The 20,041-nt window shown below is 60.6% G+C and carries 11 protein-coding genes, 5 pseudogenes and 1 other annotated feature; of the genes and pseudogenes, 4 read left to right on the top strand and 12 right to left on the bottom strand.

Annotation, left to right across the window (positions count from 1 at the left end):
• Positions 1-4: 4 nt before the first annotated feature.
• The 4 genes and pseudogenes from P6U16_RS03565 to P6U16_RS03550 all read right to left on the bottom strand — a co-directional run bounded on the left by P6U16_RS03565 (position 5) and on the right by P6U16_RS03550 (position 5,175).
• Positions 5-1,072: an adenylate/guanylate cyclase domain-containing protein gene (locus P6U16_RS03565; protein ID WP_277703990.1), complete on the bottom strand. Its 1,068-nt coding sequence runs from the start codon at positions 1,070-1,072 to the stop codon at positions 5-7.
• Positions 1,073-1,192: 120 nt separating this feature from the next.
• Positions 1,193-2,338 carry a ribonuclease D gene (gene rnd, locus P6U16_RS03560; protein ID WP_277702632.1) on the bottom strand — a complete coding sequence of 382 codons (1,146 nt, stop codon included), beginning with the start codon at positions 2,336-2,338 and terminating at the stop codon, positions 1,193-1,195.
• 85 nt (positions 2,339-2,423) lie between these two features.
• A pseudogene (locus P6U16_RS03555) lies at positions 2,424-3,826 on the bottom strand (multicopper oxidase family protein).
• Positions 3,827-3,936: 110 nt separating this feature from the next.
• The gene (locus P6U16_RS03550; RefSeq protein WP_277702631.1) at positions 3,937-5,175 is read right to left on the bottom strand and encodes an MFS transporter; all 1,239 of its coding nucleotides are present in this window, start codon (positions 5,173-5,175) and stop codon (positions 3,937-3,939) included.
• 322 nt (positions 5,176-5,497) lie between these two features.
• On the opposite strand from P6U16_RS03550, the gene P6U16_RS03545 reads away from it, so the two are divergent.
• From P6U16_RS03545 to P6U16_RS03535, 3 genes and pseudogenes are all read left to right on the top strand, one after another.
• On the top strand, positions 5,498-6,907 hold the full coding sequence (locus P6U16_RS03545) for an adenylate/guanylate cyclase domain-containing protein (RefSeq protein ID WP_277702630.1): 1,410 nt from the start codon (positions 5,498-5,500) through the stop codon (positions 6,905-6,907).
• Between the two features lie 125 nt (positions 6,908-7,032).
• A pseudogene (gene aspS / locus P6U16_RS03540) lies at positions 7,033-8,825 on the top strand (aspartate--tRNA ligase).
• 136 nt (positions 8,826-8,961) lie between these two features.
• Positions 8,962-9,017: a sequence feature (sul1 is cis-regulatory element that is thought to sense ions involved in sulfur or methionine metabolism; They are found in Alphaproteobacteria), on the top strand.
• Positions 9,018-9,080: 63 nt separating this feature from the next.
• Positions 9,081-10,560, top strand: a pseudogene (locus P6U16_RS03535) (SulP family inorganic anion transporter).
• Between the two features lie 12 nt (positions 10,561-10,572).
• Here the strand turns inward: P6U16_RS03535 and P6U16_RS03530 are convergent.
• The 3 genes from P6U16_RS03530 to P6U16_RS03520 all read right to left on the bottom strand — a co-directional run bounded on the left by P6U16_RS03530 (position 10,573) and on the right by P6U16_RS03520 (position 14,457).
• A complete protein-coding gene (locus P6U16_RS03530) occupies positions 10,573-11,571 on the bottom strand; it encodes a lysophospholipid acyltransferase family protein (RefSeq protein WP_277702629.1) in 999 nt (332 codons plus the stop codon).
• A 15-nt stretch (positions 11,572-11,586) separates the two neighbouring features.
• Positions 11,587-13,014 (bottom strand): cytochrome P450, encoded by a 1,428-nt coding sequence (locus P6U16_RS03525; RefSeq protein WP_277702628.1) that lies wholly within the window; start codon positions 13,012-13,014, stop codon positions 11,587-11,589.
• Positions 13,015-13,263: 249 nt separating this feature from the next.
• Complete coding sequence (locus P6U16_RS03520) at positions 13,264-14,457, bottom strand: hypothetical protein (RefSeq protein ID WP_277702627.1); 1,194 nt, start codon at positions 14,455-14,457, stop codon at positions 13,264-13,266.
• 282 nt (positions 14,458-14,739) lie between these two features.
• Here P6U16_RS03520 and parC point away from each other — a divergent pair, with 282 nt between their 5' ends.
• Positions 14,740-17,016, top strand: coding sequence for a DNA topoisomerase IV subunit A (gene parC / locus P6U16_RS03515; RefSeq protein WP_277702626.1), 2,277 nt, complete (start codon positions 14,740-14,742; stop codon positions 17,014-17,016).
• A 21-nt stretch (positions 17,017-17,037) separates the two neighbouring features.
• On the opposite strand, the gene P6U16_RS03510 is transcribed toward parC, so the two are convergent.
• The 5 genes and pseudogenes from P6U16_RS03510 to P6U16_RS03490 all read right to left on the bottom strand — a co-directional run bounded on the left by P6U16_RS03510 (position 17,038) and on the right by P6U16_RS03490 (position 20,015).
• Entirely contained in the window at positions 17,038-17,433 is a 396-nt protein-coding gene (locus tag P6U16_RS03510; protein WP_277702625.1) for a type II toxin-antitoxin system death-on-curing family toxin, read from the bottom strand.
• Positions 17,430-17,651: an AbrB/MazE/SpoVT family DNA-binding domain-containing protein gene (locus P6U16_RS03505; protein ID WP_277702624.1), complete on the bottom strand. Its 222-nt coding sequence runs from the start codon at positions 17,649-17,651 to the stop codon at positions 17,430-17,432. Before P6U16_RS03505 ends, P6U16_RS03510 begins: the two co-directional genes overlap by 4 nt.
• Before the next feature lie 62 nt (positions 17,652-17,713).
• A pseudogene (locus P6U16_RS03500) lies at positions 17,714-18,609 on the bottom strand (DMT family transporter).
• A gap of 2 nt (positions 18,610-18,611) precedes the next feature.
• A pseudogene (locus P6U16_RS03495) lies at positions 18,612-19,387 on the bottom strand (arginyltransferase).
• Between the two features lie 163 nt (positions 19,388-19,550).
• Positions 19,551-20,015, bottom strand: coding sequence for an RDD family protein (locus P6U16_RS03490; protein ID WP_277702623.1), 465 nt, complete (start codon positions 20,013-20,015; stop codon positions 19,551-19,553).
• Positions 20,016-20,041: the final 26 nt, after the last annotated feature.

Genomic DNA, 20,041 nt, shown 5'->3' with positions numbered 1-20,041 from the left:
AAAACTATTCGGCTGCGACCGGCTGCATACGCATGGCGTTGCGTAGGACGTTGATGCGCTTCTTCAAGGACAGGATGCCAACGGTCTGGCCGCGGCCCTTGACGGCGTGTTCGCCGAGATCTTCCGCTTGGATTGAACCGGGCAGGGCGATACGGTGCGATAGGTCCGCCGAGATCAGCACGGTGCGGTCGAGTGCCTTGCACAGGCTTTCCAACCGTGCCGTCGTGTTCACCGTGTCGCCGAAATAGGTGATCTTGTGATGATCGACGCCAATTTCCGCGGTGATGATGACGCCCCCGTGCAGGGCAGCGCGCAGACGCGGCACCTGCCCGAAATTCTTCCGCCAGACGTCGGCATTGGCTTCGATCTCATCCAAAATGTCGAAGATGCAGCGAACGCAGCGCGCATGGCGAATGCCTCGGCGAAGCGGCCAGGTGACGATCGCGGCGTCGCCGACGTAATCATCGATCGAGCCAAGGTGGCGTCGTACGGGCTCAGCGAAAGCCGCAAATAGCGCGTGGAGAAACTGTTGTGCCCGCAGGTCGCCATGCGTCTCGGCAAAGGCTGTCGAATCGGCAAGGTCGATGAACAGGAAGACACGTTCTTCCTCGACAGGATTGCGGTAGCGGCTGATCAGCATGCTGGTAAAGACGTCGCGGCCGAGAAGGTCGCGCACCCGCAGGATGAAGATGATCAGGGCGCAGACGCCGAGCGCATAGAGAAAGACATCGAAGGGAATAACCAGAACTTCCAGCCATGTGGCGTGACGGAGAAGGCCGAGCGACGAAAGCAGAAGCCCGGCCAGCGCATAACCGGCACTCATGATAACTTCGTAGACGATGATCGATGCCAAGACGAAGGAAAGCGTCGGCAGCTTTTCGATCCGCCGATGCAGTGGTCTCAGCAGCACGCGGCGCTCGAAGGCAAGGATCGGCATGCCGGTGAAAAGCGCAAAGACTGCGCCGATCAGGATCGAGCCCTCAGGATACATCAATAGGCTGTAGATCATGCCGCTGACGGCCAATCCAAAGGCGATCAGCAGCCAGTTCTGTGTGGGAGAGATTTCCGGCATGATTTCCGCTTCGCCGTTGCGACTGGCGGACAATCCTCCATGTGAGTAAACCGGGTCAAGCAGTTTTGTAGGTGGCGGCCTGTCACTTCTTCGGCACCGGCCTTGCTGCCGGATGGACAGTTAAAGCTCGACAGCCTCGATCTTCTTATCCACGAAACGCAGGGCAACCTCGCCGTTGATCAGCTTCAGTGCGGTATCGCCGAACAATTCGCGCCGCCAGCCCTTCAGCGCGCCGACATCGGCTTTCTCGCCTTCGGCTGCAATGCGCTCGAGATCGTCGGTATTAGCGACGATCTTTGCCGCGACGCCTTGTTTTTCCGCGATCAGCTTCAAAAGCACCTTAAGCATTTCGATGGCGGCGGCGGCTCCTTCCGGAGACTGGTTCTGGCGCGGCAGGCGCGGCATTTCGTTCTTCGGGATTTCCAGGGCTGCGTTGACGGCTTCGGTGATCGCGGCGCCGGCGGTTGAGCGCTCCCAGCCCTTGGGTATCGTGCGCAGGCGGGCCAGCGCGTCGGCGTCCTTCGGCTGCTGCTGGGCGATCTCGTAGAGCGCGTCGTCCTTGAGAATGCGGCCGCGCGGAACGTTGCGGCCGCGGGCCTCGCGTTCGCGCCAGGCGGCGACCTTCTGCAGCACGGCAAGTTCCACCGGCTTCTTCAGCCGCATCTTCAGCCGCTGCCAGGCATCATCAGGGTGAATATCGTAGGTTTCCTTGGCCTCCAGGATCGCCATTTCCTCGGTCAGCCAGAGCGAGCGGCCTTCGCGCTCAAGCTCGGTCTTCAGGTGGAGGTAGACGTCGCGCAGGTGGGTGACGTCGGCAAGCGCGTAGTCCAACTGCTTTTCCGTCAACGGCCGCCGGCTCCAATCGGTGAAGCGCGACGACTTGTCGATATGCTCGCCCTTGATGCGGCTGACCAGTTGGTCATAGGAGACGCTATCGCCGAAGCCGCAGACCATCGCGGCGACCTGCGTATCGAAGATCGGATGCGGGATCAGGTTGCCGAGATTGTAGATGATCTCGATATCCTGTCGTGCGGCGTGGAAGACCTTCACGACATCGGTATTTGCCATCAGTTCGAAGAATGGCCCGAGATCAAGGCCCTTGGCCAGCGGATCGACAATCACGGCGATATCCGGGCCGGCCATCTGGACCAGGCAAAGCTGGGGCCAAAAGGTGGTTTCACGCAGGAATTCCGTGTCGATCGTTAAGTAGGGCGCCGTCGCGAGCGTTTTGCAGGCGGCGGCGAGTTCGGCGGTTGTCTCAATCATCAAACTTCAATCACTATGGCGAAAATGCGGCGTTGAACGAGGCTTCCGATGTAACGCTTCAAAGCCGCCGTCACAATCGAAAAACTCAGGCCACGTGGAAATATCCGGTCATGCCGGTCTTCTGGTGTTCGATGATGTGGCAATGAAGGATCCAGTCGCCGATGTTGTCGGCCACAAGCCCGAGTTCCGCCCGTTCGTCCGGCAACAGCAGGATCGTGTCGGTCGGCGGCGGCAGGAACGTGCGCTTGTTGGAACTGAGGATGCGAAAGCTCATGCCGTGCAGATGGATGGGGTGGGCATGCGGGGTACGGTTCGCCACCTGCAGCACATAGCTTTTCCCGAGCTTCAGTTCGGCGAGCGGGGACACTGGGTCCGGGGTGTCGCCCGGCCATGCCACCTTGTTGATCGCCCAGAAAGTATAGCCAAGCGTGCCGCAGAGGCTGGGCGAGGGCGCATGTTCGGCGGTTGCGGTGAAATCGAGCGGGATGCGCGTCGCCATCGACAGGTCTGCCTCGGCAATGGGGTTGGCGGTAAGCGGCACGACATCGCGAAGATCACGCTTGAGGGACGCACCGGTCGAACGGAAGGTTGCGATCGTCCAGGGCTTATTGCCACGGACATTGCGCAGCGTCACTGTTTCGCCCTCACCGTCCGGCATGCGGACGACCAGATCGGCGCGCTGGCCGGGAGCAAGGTCCAGAAGGTCGAGCGGGAAGGGCGTCTCGACCGGATTGGCATCAAGCGCGACCACGCTTGTGGGCGCGCCCTCCAGCGCAATTGAATAGATCCGGGTCACGTCGGTCGCCGCGATGCGCAGGCGCACGAGCCCACCGGCCGGCGCGTCATACTCTGGTTCCTGCTGCCAGTTTGCGGTCCGCACGGTGCCGTAGGTCCCGCCGCGGGCGGCATCCCGGGGCTTGAACGGGGCGATGAAGGCGCCGCCGGCACCCAGCCGCCAGTCGCGCAGGTTAAGCACAATCTCGGCGTCGAACACGGGATCGTCAGGGTTTTCGACGACGATCATGCCGGTGAGGCCATGGCCCATCTGTGTCAGCGTGTTGCAATGCGGGTGGTACCAGAAGGTGCCGGCATCCGGTGGCGTGAAGGCATAGTCGAATCCGTCGCCCGGATAGACGTAAGGCTGCGTCAGTTCCGGCACCCCATCCATCGCGTTGGGAATGCGCAGCCCATGCCAATGCACCGTCGTCGGCTCGTCGAGCGCGTTGATCAGGCGTGTGAAAAACGGCTGCCCCTCGTCATGCGCAGCACTGGTGGCATGCCGGTGACGGCGGTATCGCCCGCCGCATAGCTCATGACCTTCGGCGTAATGCCATCGGCGGCGATTTTCACATCGGTAAATTGCGCCTTGAGCAGCGGCATTTCCGCAGACGCAATCTGCGCCCGTGCAGCAAAACCGGCGCCGACGGCAAAGGAAGCGGCGGCTGCGGCGGAGCCCTTGAGCAGGGAGCGGCGGGTCAGGGTCGACATGGACGATTTCCGGCTTTCACGATGAAGGTCGCGCCGAGCTTTAAACTTGATTTTCAAGTTCAGCAATTGTCGGCCATGCGCATCTTGCCGCAGCCGTCCGTACGCCGGTTTCAGACGTCCTTCCTGTCTTCCGGGGCGGCAGCCAGCTTGTTGAAGAAGGAGGAGGTCCGCAGCAGATTGCGGAAACGCATGCGCCGCTCACCCGCCGGGACGCCGTCGCGCGCCATCATGCGCTGCACGGTATAGAGCATGAAGGCGGCAAGCACCGCCGCGGTATAGATGAACAGCGCCTGCGGCCCGAAGATGTCGAGCATGAAGGAAGCAAAGAGCGGGCCGATGATCGCGCCGAGCGACCAGAAGAACAACATGCCGGCCGAAACCAGCGCGTGCTGGCCCTCCGCCGCATGGTCGTTGGCATGCGCCGAGCACAGCGAGTAGAGCGGCATGGCGAAGGCGCCGAAGATGAAGATGCCGATGAAATTCGCCCATTCGTCGCTGCCGGCAAAGAGCGCCAGATAAAGCCCTGCCAGCAGGGAGCCGAGCGTGGCGAGCAGGATGATGACGCGCCGGTCGAAACGATCGGAATAGAGGCCCAGCGGATATTGCAGCACCACGCCGCCGATGATGCCGACGCTCATGAAGGTGGCGATCGCGGTGATCGACAGGCCGATGCCATCGGCATAGATCGGCCCGAGCGAACGGAAGGTGGAATTGGTCAAGCCGACGACGATGCAGCCGATCGTTGCCAGCGGCGAGATGTTCCAGAGCGCCTTGATGTCGAACTTGATGGCCTCCGGCGCATCGGGGCTCGACCGGTCGGCAAGTGAGATCGGCACCAGCGACAGCGACAAGGCCATCGCAGCGATGGCAAACAGCTGGAAACCGTCGATCCCGACCGTCGGGATCAGATATTGCGCGGCCGTGACCGACCCGAGATCCACGACCCTGTAGATGGATAGCGTTCGCGCCCGGTTGGCGTTGGTGACGCGGGCGTTCAGCCAGCTTTCCACCGTCGCAAACAGGCTTGCAAAGCAGATGCCGGCTACCAGTCGCATCAGGAACCAGAACCACGGATCGATGAACAGGACCATGGCGATGGCCGCAGCCGACGCGATGGCCGCCATGGCGGAAAAGGTCCGGATATGCCCAATCGAGCGCAGGATGCGGGTCACGTAGATGCAGCCTATGGCAAAGCCGATATTGTAGCCGGTGCCGACCAGCCCGATCAGCGAGGTCGAAAATCCTTCCTGCAAGGCGCGCAGAGAAATATAGGTCCCCTGAAGCCCGTTGCCCCCGATCAGAATGCCCGCCGTGATCAGCAGCGGAATAAGGGGACGAATCTGGGACATGGAATAACGGCCTGTTGCAAATGTTTGACAAACACAGAGCGAAACAGGGCTGCATTGTAAACACGGTTTTCGGAAAAACCGGTCCGAAAAACCGCCCAGAATCAAACAGACGTCACAATCGCGGCGAAAAATCGTTCTTGTACATGGAATTGTGTATTCCCGACCCGCTCTGAACGAAAATCGCGGATGATGCCGGAAGAATCGCGTTCATTTGGGTCTGAGGCTTGAGCCCGAGGCTTGGCTTGGCTTCGCGGCGCGTGGGGTGGTTCAGCGGCCAGCCAAAACGGCTGCCCCCACCGCCGATTTGGTGTAGGATAGGCCTATGAGTGAATCCCATTCCTTATTCGCGGCCCTGCGCCAGTCGGCAAAGCCGGATATCGTTGGCGCCCTTGAGCGGCTCGTCCAGGATGCACCCGATCGCAAGCTCGGTCGTGTGAACGCGCTTGCTTTTGCCGATAGCGAAGGCTTCGATGAAGAACAGGTGATCAGTGCCTTTCTGCACGCGTCCCGCCTCGGCTTGTTCGACATGTCGTGGAACATCCTTTGCCCGGGATGCGGCGGCGTACTGGACGCGAATACCTCGCTCAAGACCGTGCAGGCCGAACAATATACATGCGCGCTCTGTGCCGCCGGCTACGAACCCAATCTCGATGAGATGGTCGAAGTGACGTTTACCGTGAGCCCGCGCGTGCGCCGCATCGCAGCCCACAATCCACATCAGTTGCCGCCCGTGGAATATTTCCGGCAGATCTATTGGGGATCGGGGATCGACCTGCCGGAGGAGGGGTTTGAGGCGATGGTCGATGAATTCGTCATCGAGTCGCTCGAACTGCCGGCCGGGGAGAAAGCCGTCATTTCACTGCAGCTGCCGGAAGCGTTCGTCATCATTTTCGAGCCGGTCACGCACGCGGCACAGTTCATCGATGTGAAGGGCGAGCCGACAAAGGAGCGACAGTCTCTCTCGCTGGTTTTCGATCGTAGCCACCAGCACCGAGAAACCCTGGAAATGCGGCCCGGCCCCTTGCGTATCCTGGTGGAAAACCACACGCAGGTCCGCGCCTTGCCGTCCGTCTGCATAGCCAATGATGCCCTTCACGATCTGCTTGGCCGGCGCCGCCCGTTCCTGACCGCAAAGCGCCTGCTGACCAACCAGACATTTCGCGATATCTACCGCACCGACACGATCGACGTGGATCAGCGGCTGAAGATCACCAGCCTCACGTTCCTCTTCACCGACCTGCGCGGCTCGACCGAGCTTTATGAACGGGTCGGCGATCTCGCGGCCTTCGATCTGGTGAAGACGCATTTCAGCATTCTGAACGGCATCGTCAGCGCGGAAGCCGGCGCCGTCGTCAAGACGATCGGCGACGCCGTCATGGCGACATTCCCGACGCCGGACCGGGCAGTGGCCGCGGCGATGCGGATGCGCGATGCGATGCGCACGCTCAACGACGAGCGCGGCGGCGAGGATCTGCTTCTGAAGATCGGCATTCATGAAGGGCCGTGCATTGCCGTCAGCCTCAACGAGCGGCAGGATTATTTCGGCCAGACCGTGAACATCGCCTCGCGTGTGCAGAACCTTGCAACGTCGCGGGAAATATTCACCACGGGATCCGTGCTTGACGACCCTCGCGCGACAGATCTCTTGGTGCGCCGTGGCGTAACGCCGATCTCCCATACCGTCGCATTGCGCGGCATTACCGACCAGATCAGAATTTTTACGATTCCCTGAGAGGCGGCGACCGCCGAAGGCTCGCCCTTGACAAATCGGGCCCGCCATGCGCTTTTCCGCCCGATTTTGACACTGCCGTTGCGCGCGTTTCGCTGCGAGCCGGCCCGTACTTCCAGGATAAGACCATGCACCGTTACCGCAGCCACACCTGTGCCGCTCTTCGCAAGTCCGATGTTGGCCAGACCGTCCGCATTTCCGGCTGGGTTCACCGCGTCCGCGACCATGGCGGCCTGCTGTTCATCGATCTTCGCGACCACTACGGCATGACGCAGATCGTCGTCGATCCCGACTCACCCGCGTTCAAGACGGCGGAAACCGTGCGCGGCGAGTGGGTCATCCGTATCGACGGCGCCGTCAAGGCGCGCTCCGACGAGACCGTCAACAAGCAGATGGCGACCGGCGAGATCGAGCTTTACGCCCAGGAGATCGAAGTTCTCTCCGCCTCAAGGAACTGCCTCTGCCGGTGTTCGGCGAGCCTGATTATCCCGAAGACATCCGCCTCAAGTACCGCTTCCTCGATCTGCGCCGCGAAACGCTGCACAAGAACATCGTCAAGCGCAGCCAGATCATTTCCGACATGCGCCTGCGCATGAACTCGGCCGGCTTTGCCGAATATTCGACGCCGATCTTGACGGCCTCTTCGCCGGAAGGCGCGCGCGACTTCCTCGTGCCGAGCCGTATTCATCCGGGCACGTTCTTCGCGCTGCCGCAGGCACCGCAGCAGTACAAGCAGCTTCTGATGGTGGCCGGTTTCGATCGCTACTTCCAGATTGCCCCGTGCTTCCGCGACGAAGACCCGCGTGCCGACCGCCTGCCGGGCGAATTCTACCAGCTCGACGTCGAGATGAGCTTCGTCACCCAGGAAGATGTCTGGGACACGATGGGCCCGATGATGACCGGCGTGTTCCAGCAGTTCGCCGAGGGCAAGCCAGTCACCAAGGAATGGCCGCGCATTCCCTATGACCAGGCCATCCGCAAATACGGTTCCGACAAGCCGGACCTGCGTAACCCGATCGAGATGCAGGCTGTGACCGAACATTTCGCCGGCTCCGGCTTCAAGGTCTTCGCCGGCATGATCGAGCGTGATCCGAAGGTCGAGGTCTGGGCGATCCCGGCCAAGACCGGCGGTTCCCGCGCGTTCTGTGACCGGATGAACGCCTGGGCGCAGTCGACCGGCCAGCCGGGGCTCGGCTACATCTTCTGGCGCAAGGAAGAAGACGGCACGACCGCTGGCTCCGGCCCGCTTGCCAAGAACATCGGCGAGGAACGCACGGAAGCGCTTCGCACGCAGCTTGGTCTTGAAGCTGGCGACGCCTGCTTCTTCGTCGCTGGCGATCCGTCCAAATTCTACAAGTTTGCTGGTGAAGCCCGCACCAAGGCCGGTGAGGACCTGAACCTCGTCGATCGCGACCGGTTCGAGCTGTGCTGGATCATCGACTTCCCGTTCTACGAATGGAGCGATGAAGACAAGAAGGTCGATTTCGCCCACAACCCGTTCTCGATGCCGCAGGGCGGGCTTGAGGCCCTGCAGACGCAGGATCCGCTTGGCATCAAGGCCTATCAGTATGACGCGGTTTGCAACGGCTTCGAAATCGCTTCGGGCTCGATCCGCAACCAGTCGCCGGAATTGATGGTCAAGGCGTTCGAGCTGGTCGGTCTCAGCCAGACCGACGTTGAAGAACGTTTCGGCGGCATGTACCGCGCCTTCCAGTATGGTGCCCCTCCGCATGGCGGCTGCGCCTTCGGCATCGACCGCGTCGTCATGCTTTTGCTCGGCGCCAAGAACCTGCGCGAGATCACGCTGTTCCCGATGAACCAGCAGGCGCAGGACCTCCTGATGAACGCCCCGGCACCGGCCATGCCCAAGCAGCTCGCCGAACTGTCGTTGCGGGTGATCCCGCCGATGAAGAAGGACTGAAGCGTCTTTCGCAGTTGAAACTCGGAAACCGGCGATGCGAAATCGCCGGTTTTTTGCTTTGGGCTCGATCGCCAGATGCCCGCCCTGTTGCCTGTTGCCATGAAAAGGCTCAGCGTCTATAGCGTCTGGCAATCACAACGGACCCGGTGAAAGTCCGGGTGGCTCTTCTGGCCGCCGATCCGCCAGATAACGCAATACATCCCCCGTTTTTTGACCGCGCCTTGCTGGCGCTGATGTATTTTTGCGGAATTTTCCATGATCACATTGTCAAACTACCGTCGCGAATGGTTTTCGAACATTCGTGGCGATATCCTCTCCGGTATCGTCGTCGCCCTTGCGCTCATTCCCGAAGCCATCGGCTTCTCGGTGATTGCAGGCGTTGATCCCAAGGTGGGGCTGTTCGGCTCCTTTGCTATCGCCTGCGTTTCCGCCTTTACCGGCGGCCGGCCGGGCATGATCTCGGCCGCGACGGCAGCAACGGCCGTCCTGATGGTCACACTCGTCAAGGAACACGGGCTGCAGTATCTGTTTGCGGCAACGATCCTGATGGGCGTTCTGCAGATCGTTGCGGGCATGCTCAAGCTGGGACGTGTCATGCGCTTCGTCTCGCGCTCGGTCATCACCGGCTTCGTCAATGCGCTGGCAATCCTCATTTTCATGGCGCAATTGCCCGAACTTATAGGCGTCCCGGTGGAAACCTATGTGATGATCGCCGCTGGGCTCGGCATCATCTATCTCTTCCCCTCGTGACCAGGCTCATACCATCGCCCTTGGTCGCGATCGCCGTTCTGACGGTTGTCGCGCTTGGTTTCGGCCTCGACATCAGGACGGTCGGCGATCTGGGCGAGTTGCCGTCAAGTCTGCCGATTCTCCTGCTGCCCGATGTGCCGCTGACGTTCGACACCTTGCAGATCATCTTTCCCTATTCGATCGCGCTTGCGGCTGTCGGCCTGCTTGTATCGCTTCTGACAGCCCAGATCGTCGATGACATGACCGACACGCCGAGTGGCAAGAGCCAGGAATGTATCGGGCAGGGCGCCAGCAACATCGCCTCGGCTATGATCGGTGGAATGGGGGCTGCGCGATGATCGGCCAATCGGTCATCAACGTCACGTCCGGCGGCCGCGGCCGGCTGTCCACGTTCGTCGCCGGCGCGTTTCTGCTGTTCCTGATCCTCGTGCTGGACGATATCGTCCGGATCATCCCGATGGCCGCCTTGGTCGCCGTCATGATCATGGTTTCGATCGGTACATTTTCCTGGCGCTCGATCCTCGATCTGCGCCGCAATCCCTGGCAATCCTCCGTCGTGATGCTGGCGACGGTGGTCACGGTCGTCGGCACGCATGATCTCGCCAAAGGTGTGATCGTCGGCGTGCTTTTGTCCGGCGTGTTCTTTGCCGGCAAAGTGGCGAGGATGTTCCGCGTCACCTCGTGGCTTGTGGACGGCACGCGAACCTATTCGGTCGAGGGCCAGATCTTCTTTGCCTCGTCCGAAAGCTTCGTCGCTGCCTTCGATTTTATGGATGAGATCGACAGGGTCGTCATCGATGTCAGCCAGGCACATCTCTGGGATATCAGCGCGGTCGGTGCGCTCGACAAAGTGGTGATGAAATACCGCCGCAACGGGATCGCGGTCGAGGTCATCGGCGTCAACGCCGCAAGTGCACACATGCTCGATCGGTTCGCCCTGCACGACAAGCCGGAAGGGAACACCGGAATGGCGGCGGGGCATTGAAGGAACGGGAAGTTATTTCCCGTCCGTCGGAATTTCGTTGTCGAGAAAGTACCATTGCTCGAGATTGGCGTGGACGATGGGTTCGATGACCGAATTGATCAGTTTGATGTCTTCCAGAAGCCGGTCGCCCGTGCCGTCGTCCGGGGGCAAGGTAAAGGGCGTCTCACAGTGGAAGGTGAAGTTGGCCTTGTGCGTGCGCAACGTATAGATTGGGCAGATCCTAGCACCGGTCATGCGCGCGAGCCGGGCGATGACGGCGAGGTTGCCTTCCAGATGCGGCTTGCGGCCAAAGAGGGGCCCGCGTAGCTTTCCCCGAAATCCTTCATCGCAAAATTGCAGCAGCACGCCGCCGGCCTTCAACTCCTTGACGGCCGGGCGCATGCTGGAATGTCCCGGCGGCAGCAATTGCACACCACCCTGCTGGCGTACCCTGTCGACGATCCAGGCGCGGCCGCGGCGGGGCGGTGGCGCGTAATTGACGCGCGGAACAACGCCCATGGATACCAGTTCCGGCCCCATGACCTCCCAATTGCCGAGATGCAGGCAGGCGAGAATGACCGGGCCTTGTGACACCGCATTCAGGATCTGGTCCGTGTTATGGCGGACAATCCGCCCCGGCGTTGCAGCGATCCGGCTCACAATCGAATATTCCGTCAAAAGCCGGCCCTGCGCATCGCAATTGGCCATGAACAGTGCATCGCGCGCATCGTCGTCGAGGTCCGGGCGCAGCCGCCTGAGATTTTCTCGGACACGACGTTCCTGCGTCTTGAACCATCTAGGAATAGCGAACCGGCCGACCCAGGATCCAAAGTCGGAACAGACATCCAAGGGCAGCAGTTTCAGGGCGAAATAAAAGGAGATATCCAGCGCGTTGCCGGGGCCTTCCTTGAACCAGTAGTGTTTAAAAGCCGCGCGACCGGCCGGACCGCCGAACAGAGCCCGCAGTCCCGGCCGCGGCGGATGTTTCGGGACCACCCATGCCTTGCGTTTCGCGATATTTTCGCCTGTCATTCCCGAAGGGCTCCCTCAGCGTCTGTGCAATGTCACCGGCATTCCGCCCTTGGGCCGCAATGTCAACTGGAAAACCGCCTCGACCTTGTGGTTCTCCTGCACCCGAACCCGATATTTCTGTGCGATGACGGCAAGGCACAGGATCGCTTCGGTCAGCCCGAATTGCAGGCCGGGGCAAATGCGCGGACCGATGGCGAAGGGGATATAGCTGTAGGGTGTCGGGCGTTTTCCATTCATGAAGCGCTCCGGTTTGAAGCTGTGGGCATCCGGAAAAAGCTCCTCCGTCCGGTGCAGCAGCCACGGCACGATGAGGATCAGCGACGCGGCCTTGACGTCGTGTTTTCCGATGCGATCGGCGTCCTTTGCCTGCCGGGCGAGAATCGGTACCGGTGGATAGAGCCGGAGCGCCTCCTCGACCACGGCCCGGCACCATTCCAGCTCCGGAACATCCGCAACGCCCGGCACCCGATCGCCACATACGCGGGCAATCTCGTCATGAACAGCCTTTTCGACCCATGGCGCACGCGACAGCAGATACCAGATCCAGGTCAGTGTCGCGGCTGTCGTCTCATGTCCCGCCATGAAGATCGTGGCCGCCTCGTTGCGCAGGGCGACGACATCGAGCTTGAGTTCGGGATTGCGTTTCTGGCGGCGAATGAGCAGGTCGAGCATGGAGCTTTTGTCGCCGCCATCGCCGGCCAGATGATCCTCGACGACCTTGTCGATGATCCGGTGGATGCGCTTGATGGCGCGCTTCATCGAGGGTGTGCGAAAGAGCGGCATGCCTTCGTCCATGCCGACGAAGTAGCAGAAGTTCACGGAATCAACCAGCGACTGATAGTCGGTAAACCCTTCAGTCACCTCGTTGGCGCCATCGGGTCCGAGATCGTTTCCAAATACGCTGCGGGCGATGATTTCCGCCGTCAGGCCGGCCATTTCATGCAGCATGTTGACGCTTGCACCGTCGCCGAGGTTGTTCCACCGCTCGACCAGTTCTTCGGTCGTTCCCGCCATGATGCCGCCGAAAGCGGGCACGCGGCTCTTGTGGACGATGTCGGCGACCAGCGGCCGGCGTTGTTTCCAGGTGTCGCCGTCGGAGATGAACAGCCCGTCGCCGAGCAGGTGCTCCAGCGCGCGGCGCATCTGCGGGCTCTTGCGCTCGAAATTCTCATGCCTGGTGGCAACGACATACTTGATGGCCTCGGGTGCATTGACCACCAGAACCTGACGGCGGAAAATCTTCATTTCACCGATGCCGGGTTCAAAGTGCTTCTCGCGCCATATCGCCAAGAGGTTGGCGCGCGCTTGAAGGAGAAGCCGCAAGGGTTTGCCGGCGGGTGCCTCATAATAGGCCGGATGGGTCGGCTCGAAAGCTTCCCTATCCAGATCGAGACGTTCGATCGAAGCATTTTCGGGCTTCAGCCAGGCCATTATGTCGCGCAAGGTGGTCTCCGGGTCAGAAACGTCATCTAAAATAAACGGAATGAGCATCCGATGTGGGGAGAGCCAGGGCGAGATCTCGTCTGCCCGTTGCATCCCGCCGTGTCAGGAAACTTGCATGCCCCTATGGGTGAGTCGAGAGGGCGAGACGCTGCTTACAATACCAATTTCCAGCCTGTTCGCCTCTTGACGCAAAACGGCCCGGCCAAAGAGGCCGGGCCGTTCGCGGATGGATAGAGGTGGAAGCCTCGATCAATCGTTCGCAGTGACCTTGACGCCAAGCACTGACGGGATCGTGTTCGGTGCGCCCATGGCGGCACCCATGATCATCGGGAAGGGCACCGGATTGGCAGGTTCGGCACTGATCGTCAGGCTTTTCGGTCCATCAAGGTAGGAGTTGACGGCGGTCGTTACCTGATTCTGCAGTTCCGGCACGTTGAGCTGGGCGAGCATGATCGGCACCAGGCCCTTGAGCGACTGGGCGAGCTGGTCGCCGGAAACGCCCTGCTGCGCGCCGGCATAATCGAGCGCCTTCTTGGTGATGCTGGCGTCGTCGAAGCGGATTTCGGCGCCATTGAACGTCAGCTGCTGCATCAGGCCCATCATGGCGAGCCCCATGGCCTGATTGGCTTCTTCCTTGTTGGGATTGGCTTCCGCCGTCTTCATGGCTTCCTGCATGGCCTTGAAGAATTCGAGCGTGTAGCCGGAAATGTCGAAGCTCAGGTTGAGCCGGCCGATATTGGCAAAATCGAAGGCATATTCGTCAAGCTTGATGTTGCCGCTTGCCAGTTCCCAGCTGCCCTTGACCGTGACTTCGCCGGACAGGCTGGTAAGGCCCAGCTTTTCAATGGCGTCCTTCGACTTTGCGTCCTCGACCATCGACAGATCGCCCTTGAGACCTGTCAGCGTGCCGTCGAAATCAAAACCTGCGTCGCTCTCCTGCCGGGTAAGGTTGCCTTCCGATTCCTCCATCGAGAAGACCTGCTTGCCCTTGGCGGTAACGACCACCGGGCCCGTGCCTGCCGATTCGTAGAGCAGCATGTCATTGATGGTGCCGCCGGCAGGGTTGCCCGGAATGGACATGCCGCCAATGGCGATATTCTTGGCGGAAACACTGCCTTCGGCTTCCGTGATGTTGACGTCGGGCAGGCTGACGGTCTCGACATAATAGCCGCCGTCATCATTCTCCACGACGCCTTCCATGGTCACGTCGCCGATCTTTACCGTCTGGTCGGGCTTAGCCGTTACCTTGAGGGTCGCGCCCTTGACGGTCACCGTATCGCCATCGACCTCGACGCCATCATAGGTGATGGTTGCACCGCTTACGGCATAGGCCGCATTCAGCTTGGTCATCAGCGCCGCACCGTCGAGGGCGAAAGCCGGGCCGGTCAGGCTGATGAATGCGGCGCTGGCCAGCATCAGACGGAAGTTGCGCATGTGCATCATGTCGGGGGTTCCTTGTGTAAAGGTTTAATTTCGAAGGCGTTTCTATTACGATTTGGTGCGCGAATATATTCGAATTAAGGCGCCGCGTCATGTTTCGTCGCAAAGCTTTTTCGAACAGCGCGCTTTCCTGTGTCGAAGGCACCGTCTTCCCGCAGGATCGCCGAACCTTTGGCTTCGCCATGCCCGCAAAGCGTCCGCCAGACCACGCCTTCGGAACGGTTCTCCACAGCCCAATCCCTTGCAATCCTTGCTGTTGCGCGGTTCTTGGGTTAGCAAGAAATCATGGGACAAAGCCTTTTGCCGCCGTCTGGCGGAGACGATCACATACTACCGGTAGACCTCAAGGCGGCGCTGGAAGAGCGTTATCTCGCCTATGCGCTGTCGACGATCATGCATCGGGCGCTGCCGGACGTCCGCGATGGCCTTAAACCCGTGCATCGCCGCATCATCCATGCGATGAGCGAACTGGGGCTACGCTCCAATTCGTCATTCAAGAAATGCGCCCGCATCGTTGGCGACGTCATCGGTAAATTCCACCCGCATGGCGACCAGTCGGTTTATGATGCGCTCGTGCGCCTGGCGCAGGATTTCTCGCAGCGTTATCCGATCGTCGATGGCCAGGGCAATTTCGGCAATATCGATGGCGACAACGCGGCCGCGTACCGGTACACCGAAGCGCGCATGACCGATGTCGCCAGCCTTTTGCTGGAAGGCATCGAGCAGGATGCCGTCGATTTCCGCCCGACCTACAACGAGGAAGACCAGGAACCGGTGGTTCTGCCGGGCGCCTTCCCGAACCTGCTCGCCAATGGCGCATCGGGCATCGCGGTCGGCATGGCGACCTCCATTCCGCCGCACAACGCCCACGAACTCTGCGATGCCGCGCTCTACCTGATCAAGCATCCCGACGCGACGGTCGAGGATCTGATCTACGATCCGGCCCATCCACAGAAGGGCGGCATCGAAGGCCCCGACCTGCCGACCGGCGGCATCATCATCGAGAGCCGCGAAAGCATCATCGAATCCTACAAGACAGGTCGCGGCGGGTTTCGCGTGCGCGCCAAGTGGGAACGTGAGGAGACCGGTCGCGGCGGCTACCAGATCGTCATCACCGAAATTCCCTTCCAGGTGCAGAAGTCGCGGCTGATCGAAAAGATCGCCGAACTGCTGATCGCCCGCAAGCTGCCCCTTCTCGAGGATATCCGCGACGAATCGGCCGAAGACATCCGCCTCGTGCTGGAGCCGAAGAGCCGCACGGTCGACCCGACCATCCTGATGGAATCGCTGTTCAGGCTGAGCGAACTCGAAAGCCGCATTCCGCTCAACATGAACGTGCTGTCCATGGGGCGCGTACCCCGCGTCATGGCGCTGAACGAGGTGCTGACCGAATGGCTGGCGCATCGCAAGGAAGTGCTGCAGCGGCGCTCGCGTTTCCGGCTGGCGGCCATCGACCGGCGGCTGGAAATCCTCGGCGGCTATCTCGTCGCCTATCTCAACCTTGACGAGGTGATCCGCATCATCCGCGAGGAGGACGAGCCGAAGCCTGCGCTGATGACCCGCTTCACGCTGACCGACCTGCAGGCCGAGTCGATCCTCAACATGCGGCTGCGCTCGCTGCGCAAGCTGGAGGAATTCGAGATCCGCACGGAATTCGAAGGCCTGTCGAAGGAGAAGGCGGAGATCGAAGCATTGCTGGCCTCCGATGACAAGCAATGGCAGACCGTCGCCTGGGAAATCGGCGAGGTGAAGAAGAAATTCGCCAAGGCGACCGAGATCGGCAAGCGCCGCACGCTCTTCTCCGTGGCGCCGACCGCGGATGTAGAGGCGATCCAGCATGCGATGATCGAGAAGGAACCGATCACCGTCGTGATTTCGGAAAAGGGCTGGATTCGTGCGCTGAAGGGCCATATCTCCGACACCTCGACGCTGCAGTTCAAGGAAGGCGACGCTCTGAAGATCGCGTTCCCGGCCTCGACCACAGATCGCATTCTTGTCGTCACGACCGGCGGCAAGGCCTATACGCTGGGCGGAGACAAGTTGCCGGGTGGACGCGGCCATGGCGAGCCGCTGCGCATCATGGTCGATATGGAAAATGACCAGGACGTGCTGACCGCCTTCGTCCATGACCCCTCGCGCAAGCTGATTCTGTCATCGGCGGCCGGCAATGGCTTCAGGATCGCCGAGACCGAAATGGTGGCCAATACCCGCAAGGGCAAGCAGATCATGAACGTGGCGATGCCGGATGAGGCGAAACTGGTCATCCCGGTCCGCGGCGATCACGTCGCCATCGTCGGCGAAAACCGCAAGCTTCTCGTCTTCCCGCTCGACCAACTGCCAGAGATGACCCGCGGCAAGGGCGTGCGCCTGCAGCGCTACAAGGACGGCGGCATTTCCGACATCCGCTGCTTTGCCATCGCCGATGGCCTGACCTGGAGCGACAGCGCCGGCCGCAGCTTCACGAAGAACAAGGACGAACTGATCGAGTGGCTCGGCGACCGCGCCAGCGCCGGCCGCGGCGTGCCGAAGGGCTTCCCGAGGAGCGGCAAGTTTTCGGGGTGATGGTGAGTGAATTTAGCCGCGTCAGCTCGGCCCGAGCGGAACCACAAAGTCACCCAGAAAGCGTGCGGCGCCAGCTTCATCTATTTCGCCTGCTGCCACTGAGAGAACGAAACTGAACAACCGGCTGTCGGTCGTTTCAATTTCGTAGCCATTTTCCATCAGGAAAACGCCTGCGGCCACAATCGCTATACGTTTGTTGCCATCGATGAACGCATGGTTCATGGCGAGTCCCAACAGATAAGCCGCGGCCAGTTCGACGACATTGTCGCATCCATACTGGGCCTTGTTGATCGGGCGGGCGAGTGCTGATTCCAACGCGCCTTCATCTCGCAGGCCATGCGCTCCGCCAAACCGCTCGATCTGTACCATTTGAAGAGCTTCGATGAGCGGTCGTTCGAGGAAAATGAAGTCTGTCATTCGGCGAGTTTCTTCAATGCGACCTTGTACTTGTCCATGAAGCGATTGGCGTGCTCAAGTTGTCGCGCAAATGCCTCATCGAGCGGCTTCATTTGCAGCTGACCATTCTCAGTGGTGATTTCCATCTGGTCCCCGGTCTTCAAGCCGAGACGGTCGAGGACTTCTTTGGGAATGATGATGCCTTCGGAATTGCCGATTTTGCGAATGGTAACGTTCATGGGAAATGCTCCGATGTTATAACGTGATTATAACATCGATCTCCCGCTTCGACAACGGCGCTTCAATGCAGCGGCGGAACGATGACCTGTGCTGCCCTCTGCCGCATCTGCCAGAGCGAATGCCCGACCAGCGCCAAAATCAGCACCGCGCCACCCAACAGCGTCTGCATGGTCGGGGTTTCGTTGAAGGCGATCCAGACCCAGATCGGGGCGAGGATGGTTTCGAGCAGGTAGAACATGCCGACTTCAGGCGCCGAGAGATAGCGCGGGCCGGTGGCAAGGCAGAAGAAGGCCAGCGGGATCATGATCGTGCCGTCGAAGATGATCCAGAGAGGCTCGGCAATGGTGATACCCTCGGCCGGCGAAAGCAGATAGCCGATGACGCAGGGGAAAATCGCGGTTGCCAGCGGCACCAGCCCCATGTCCTTGCCGCTGGCGCGGCTGACGGTGATGGCGCAGGCAAGCAGCAGCGCCGATGCGACGGCCATGGCGTCGCCGAAGAAATTGCCGCTTTTAGTCCGTCCTGAACGATCAGCCCGACGCCGAAGACCATGACGGCCATGGTCACCAGCGTCGCATTTGACGGACGCTCCTTGAGAAAAACCCAGGATAGCACGGCTGCGAACATCGAGGTGAAGGCGACGATGAAGACGACGTTGGCCGTGGCCGTGTTGAAGACCGACAGGAGGAAGGTGAAGCTGCCGAGGCCGTAGAAGATGCCGGCCAACAATCCGGCCTTGCCGGGGATTAGCGCGATCTGTCGTTTCATCAGGCGGTTAAGTACGAACCAGGCAACCAGCGCGACCAGAAATGTGCAGAAACTGCGGACGGCCAGAAGCGACCAGACTTCGCCATCGGATGCACGGATCAAGGGAATATCGAACGACAGGGCAAGCCCGCCTATGCCGGTTATGGTAAGACCGCGGCGGTGGTGGGCGGCATCAACGGGAAGGGACAAGATTATTCCGATTCTGGGGATGTTTCCTCAAGCCCAGCATAACGTTCCCAGCCGCGCGCCATAAGGTGCTCCTGCGGCAAAAACTTTGTTTTATAGTCCATTTTGCGCGATCCCTTGACCCAGTAGCCGAGATAGACGTGTGGTAGGCCACGCGCTTGCGCTTTGCGAATATGATCGAGGATCATGTAGCTGCCGAGCGAGCGATCCGCATGGGCAGGGTCGAAGTAGGAGTAGACCATCGACAGGCCGTCGCCCATCTTGTCGGTCAAGGCCGCAGCGATCAGTGGTCCCTTGCCTTTCTCCGCAAGGCCGTCGCCCTCGGCGCGTAGCCGATATTCGATGATGCGCGTGTTAACGTGGGTGTCCTCGACCATCATCGCGTAATCGAGGACGGACATGTCCGACATGCCGCCGCGCTGGTGGCGGCTGTCGAGATAGCGCCGAAAAAGACTGTATTGTTCGCTGGATGGTTCTGCCGGATATTCCGTCGCAACCACATCGCCGTTCTGCGCCATGATGCGTCGCATCGAACGGGTCGGCTTGAACTCCCCACGATGATGCGCACCGAGATGCAGGAACGGCAGGTCTCGCAGGCCGGACGATAGGCAATGTTCTGGGAGCGCCGGAAACCGCCCTGGGTCAGGAGATCGTTGAGTTCAGGTGCCCGCTCACCCACCATATGGGTGAAGACTTTCCGCTCCATCTCGTCCGGCAGATACGGGCATGCCGAGGGCGCGGTCAGGTAGAATTGGGGAGACGGTGCAGTTTGCGTGTTCATAGGTCGCGGGGGTCGCTCTTCATTCCGCTGCGGATCGAACTAGCATGGCGAAAGAATGAAAAGGTCAACCGGCTCCCGCAGGTGCGAAAGCCGGTAAAGCGCGAAAACCGGAACTCAGGCCTCACGAATTCTGGGGATGATGGCCTTTGCTACCCGTGCGACCTCAATAACGGTCGCGTCGGACGGTGACGGTACCGATCAGCAGGTCGTGCAGCAGGCGGCCGCGGTCCGTGAAGAGACCGATCAGCAGAATCAGCGGGGTCAGAAGGGCATTGGCGATCCAGAAGATCACGAGATGCACGATCGCCGTCAGGAAATCCATCGGCCGTCCGTCGGTGCGGGCGATCGCTAGGCCCATCATGTTCATGCCAGGTGAAGCCTGATTGCGACCGCCAACGGTCACGCCGAAATACAGCATGGCGACAGCGGCGAAAAGCACGGGATAGAGCAGGAAGCCGAGACCAAAGGTCAGGATGCCAAGGAAGAAGACGACGACGGCGGCAGGCACCCAGAGCAGCGCCACGATCAGGTAGTCGAGAACAAAGGCAAACACCCGGCGCGACAAGACCCCTTGATAGGCCCGCCAGTCGGAGGAAGGGGTTCTCAGGTTTTCGTCTTGCACGCTCATCGCCTTGTCTCCAATTGTCTGAAAAC

The organism is Rhizobium sp. 32-5/1 (assembly GCF_029537235.1).
GTDB lineage: Bacteria > Pseudomonadota > Alphaproteobacteria > Rhizobiales > Rhizobiaceae > Pararhizobium.
Note: the sequence above shows the minus strand (reverse complement) of the source record. Positions and strands in the feature narration are given on the sequence as shown.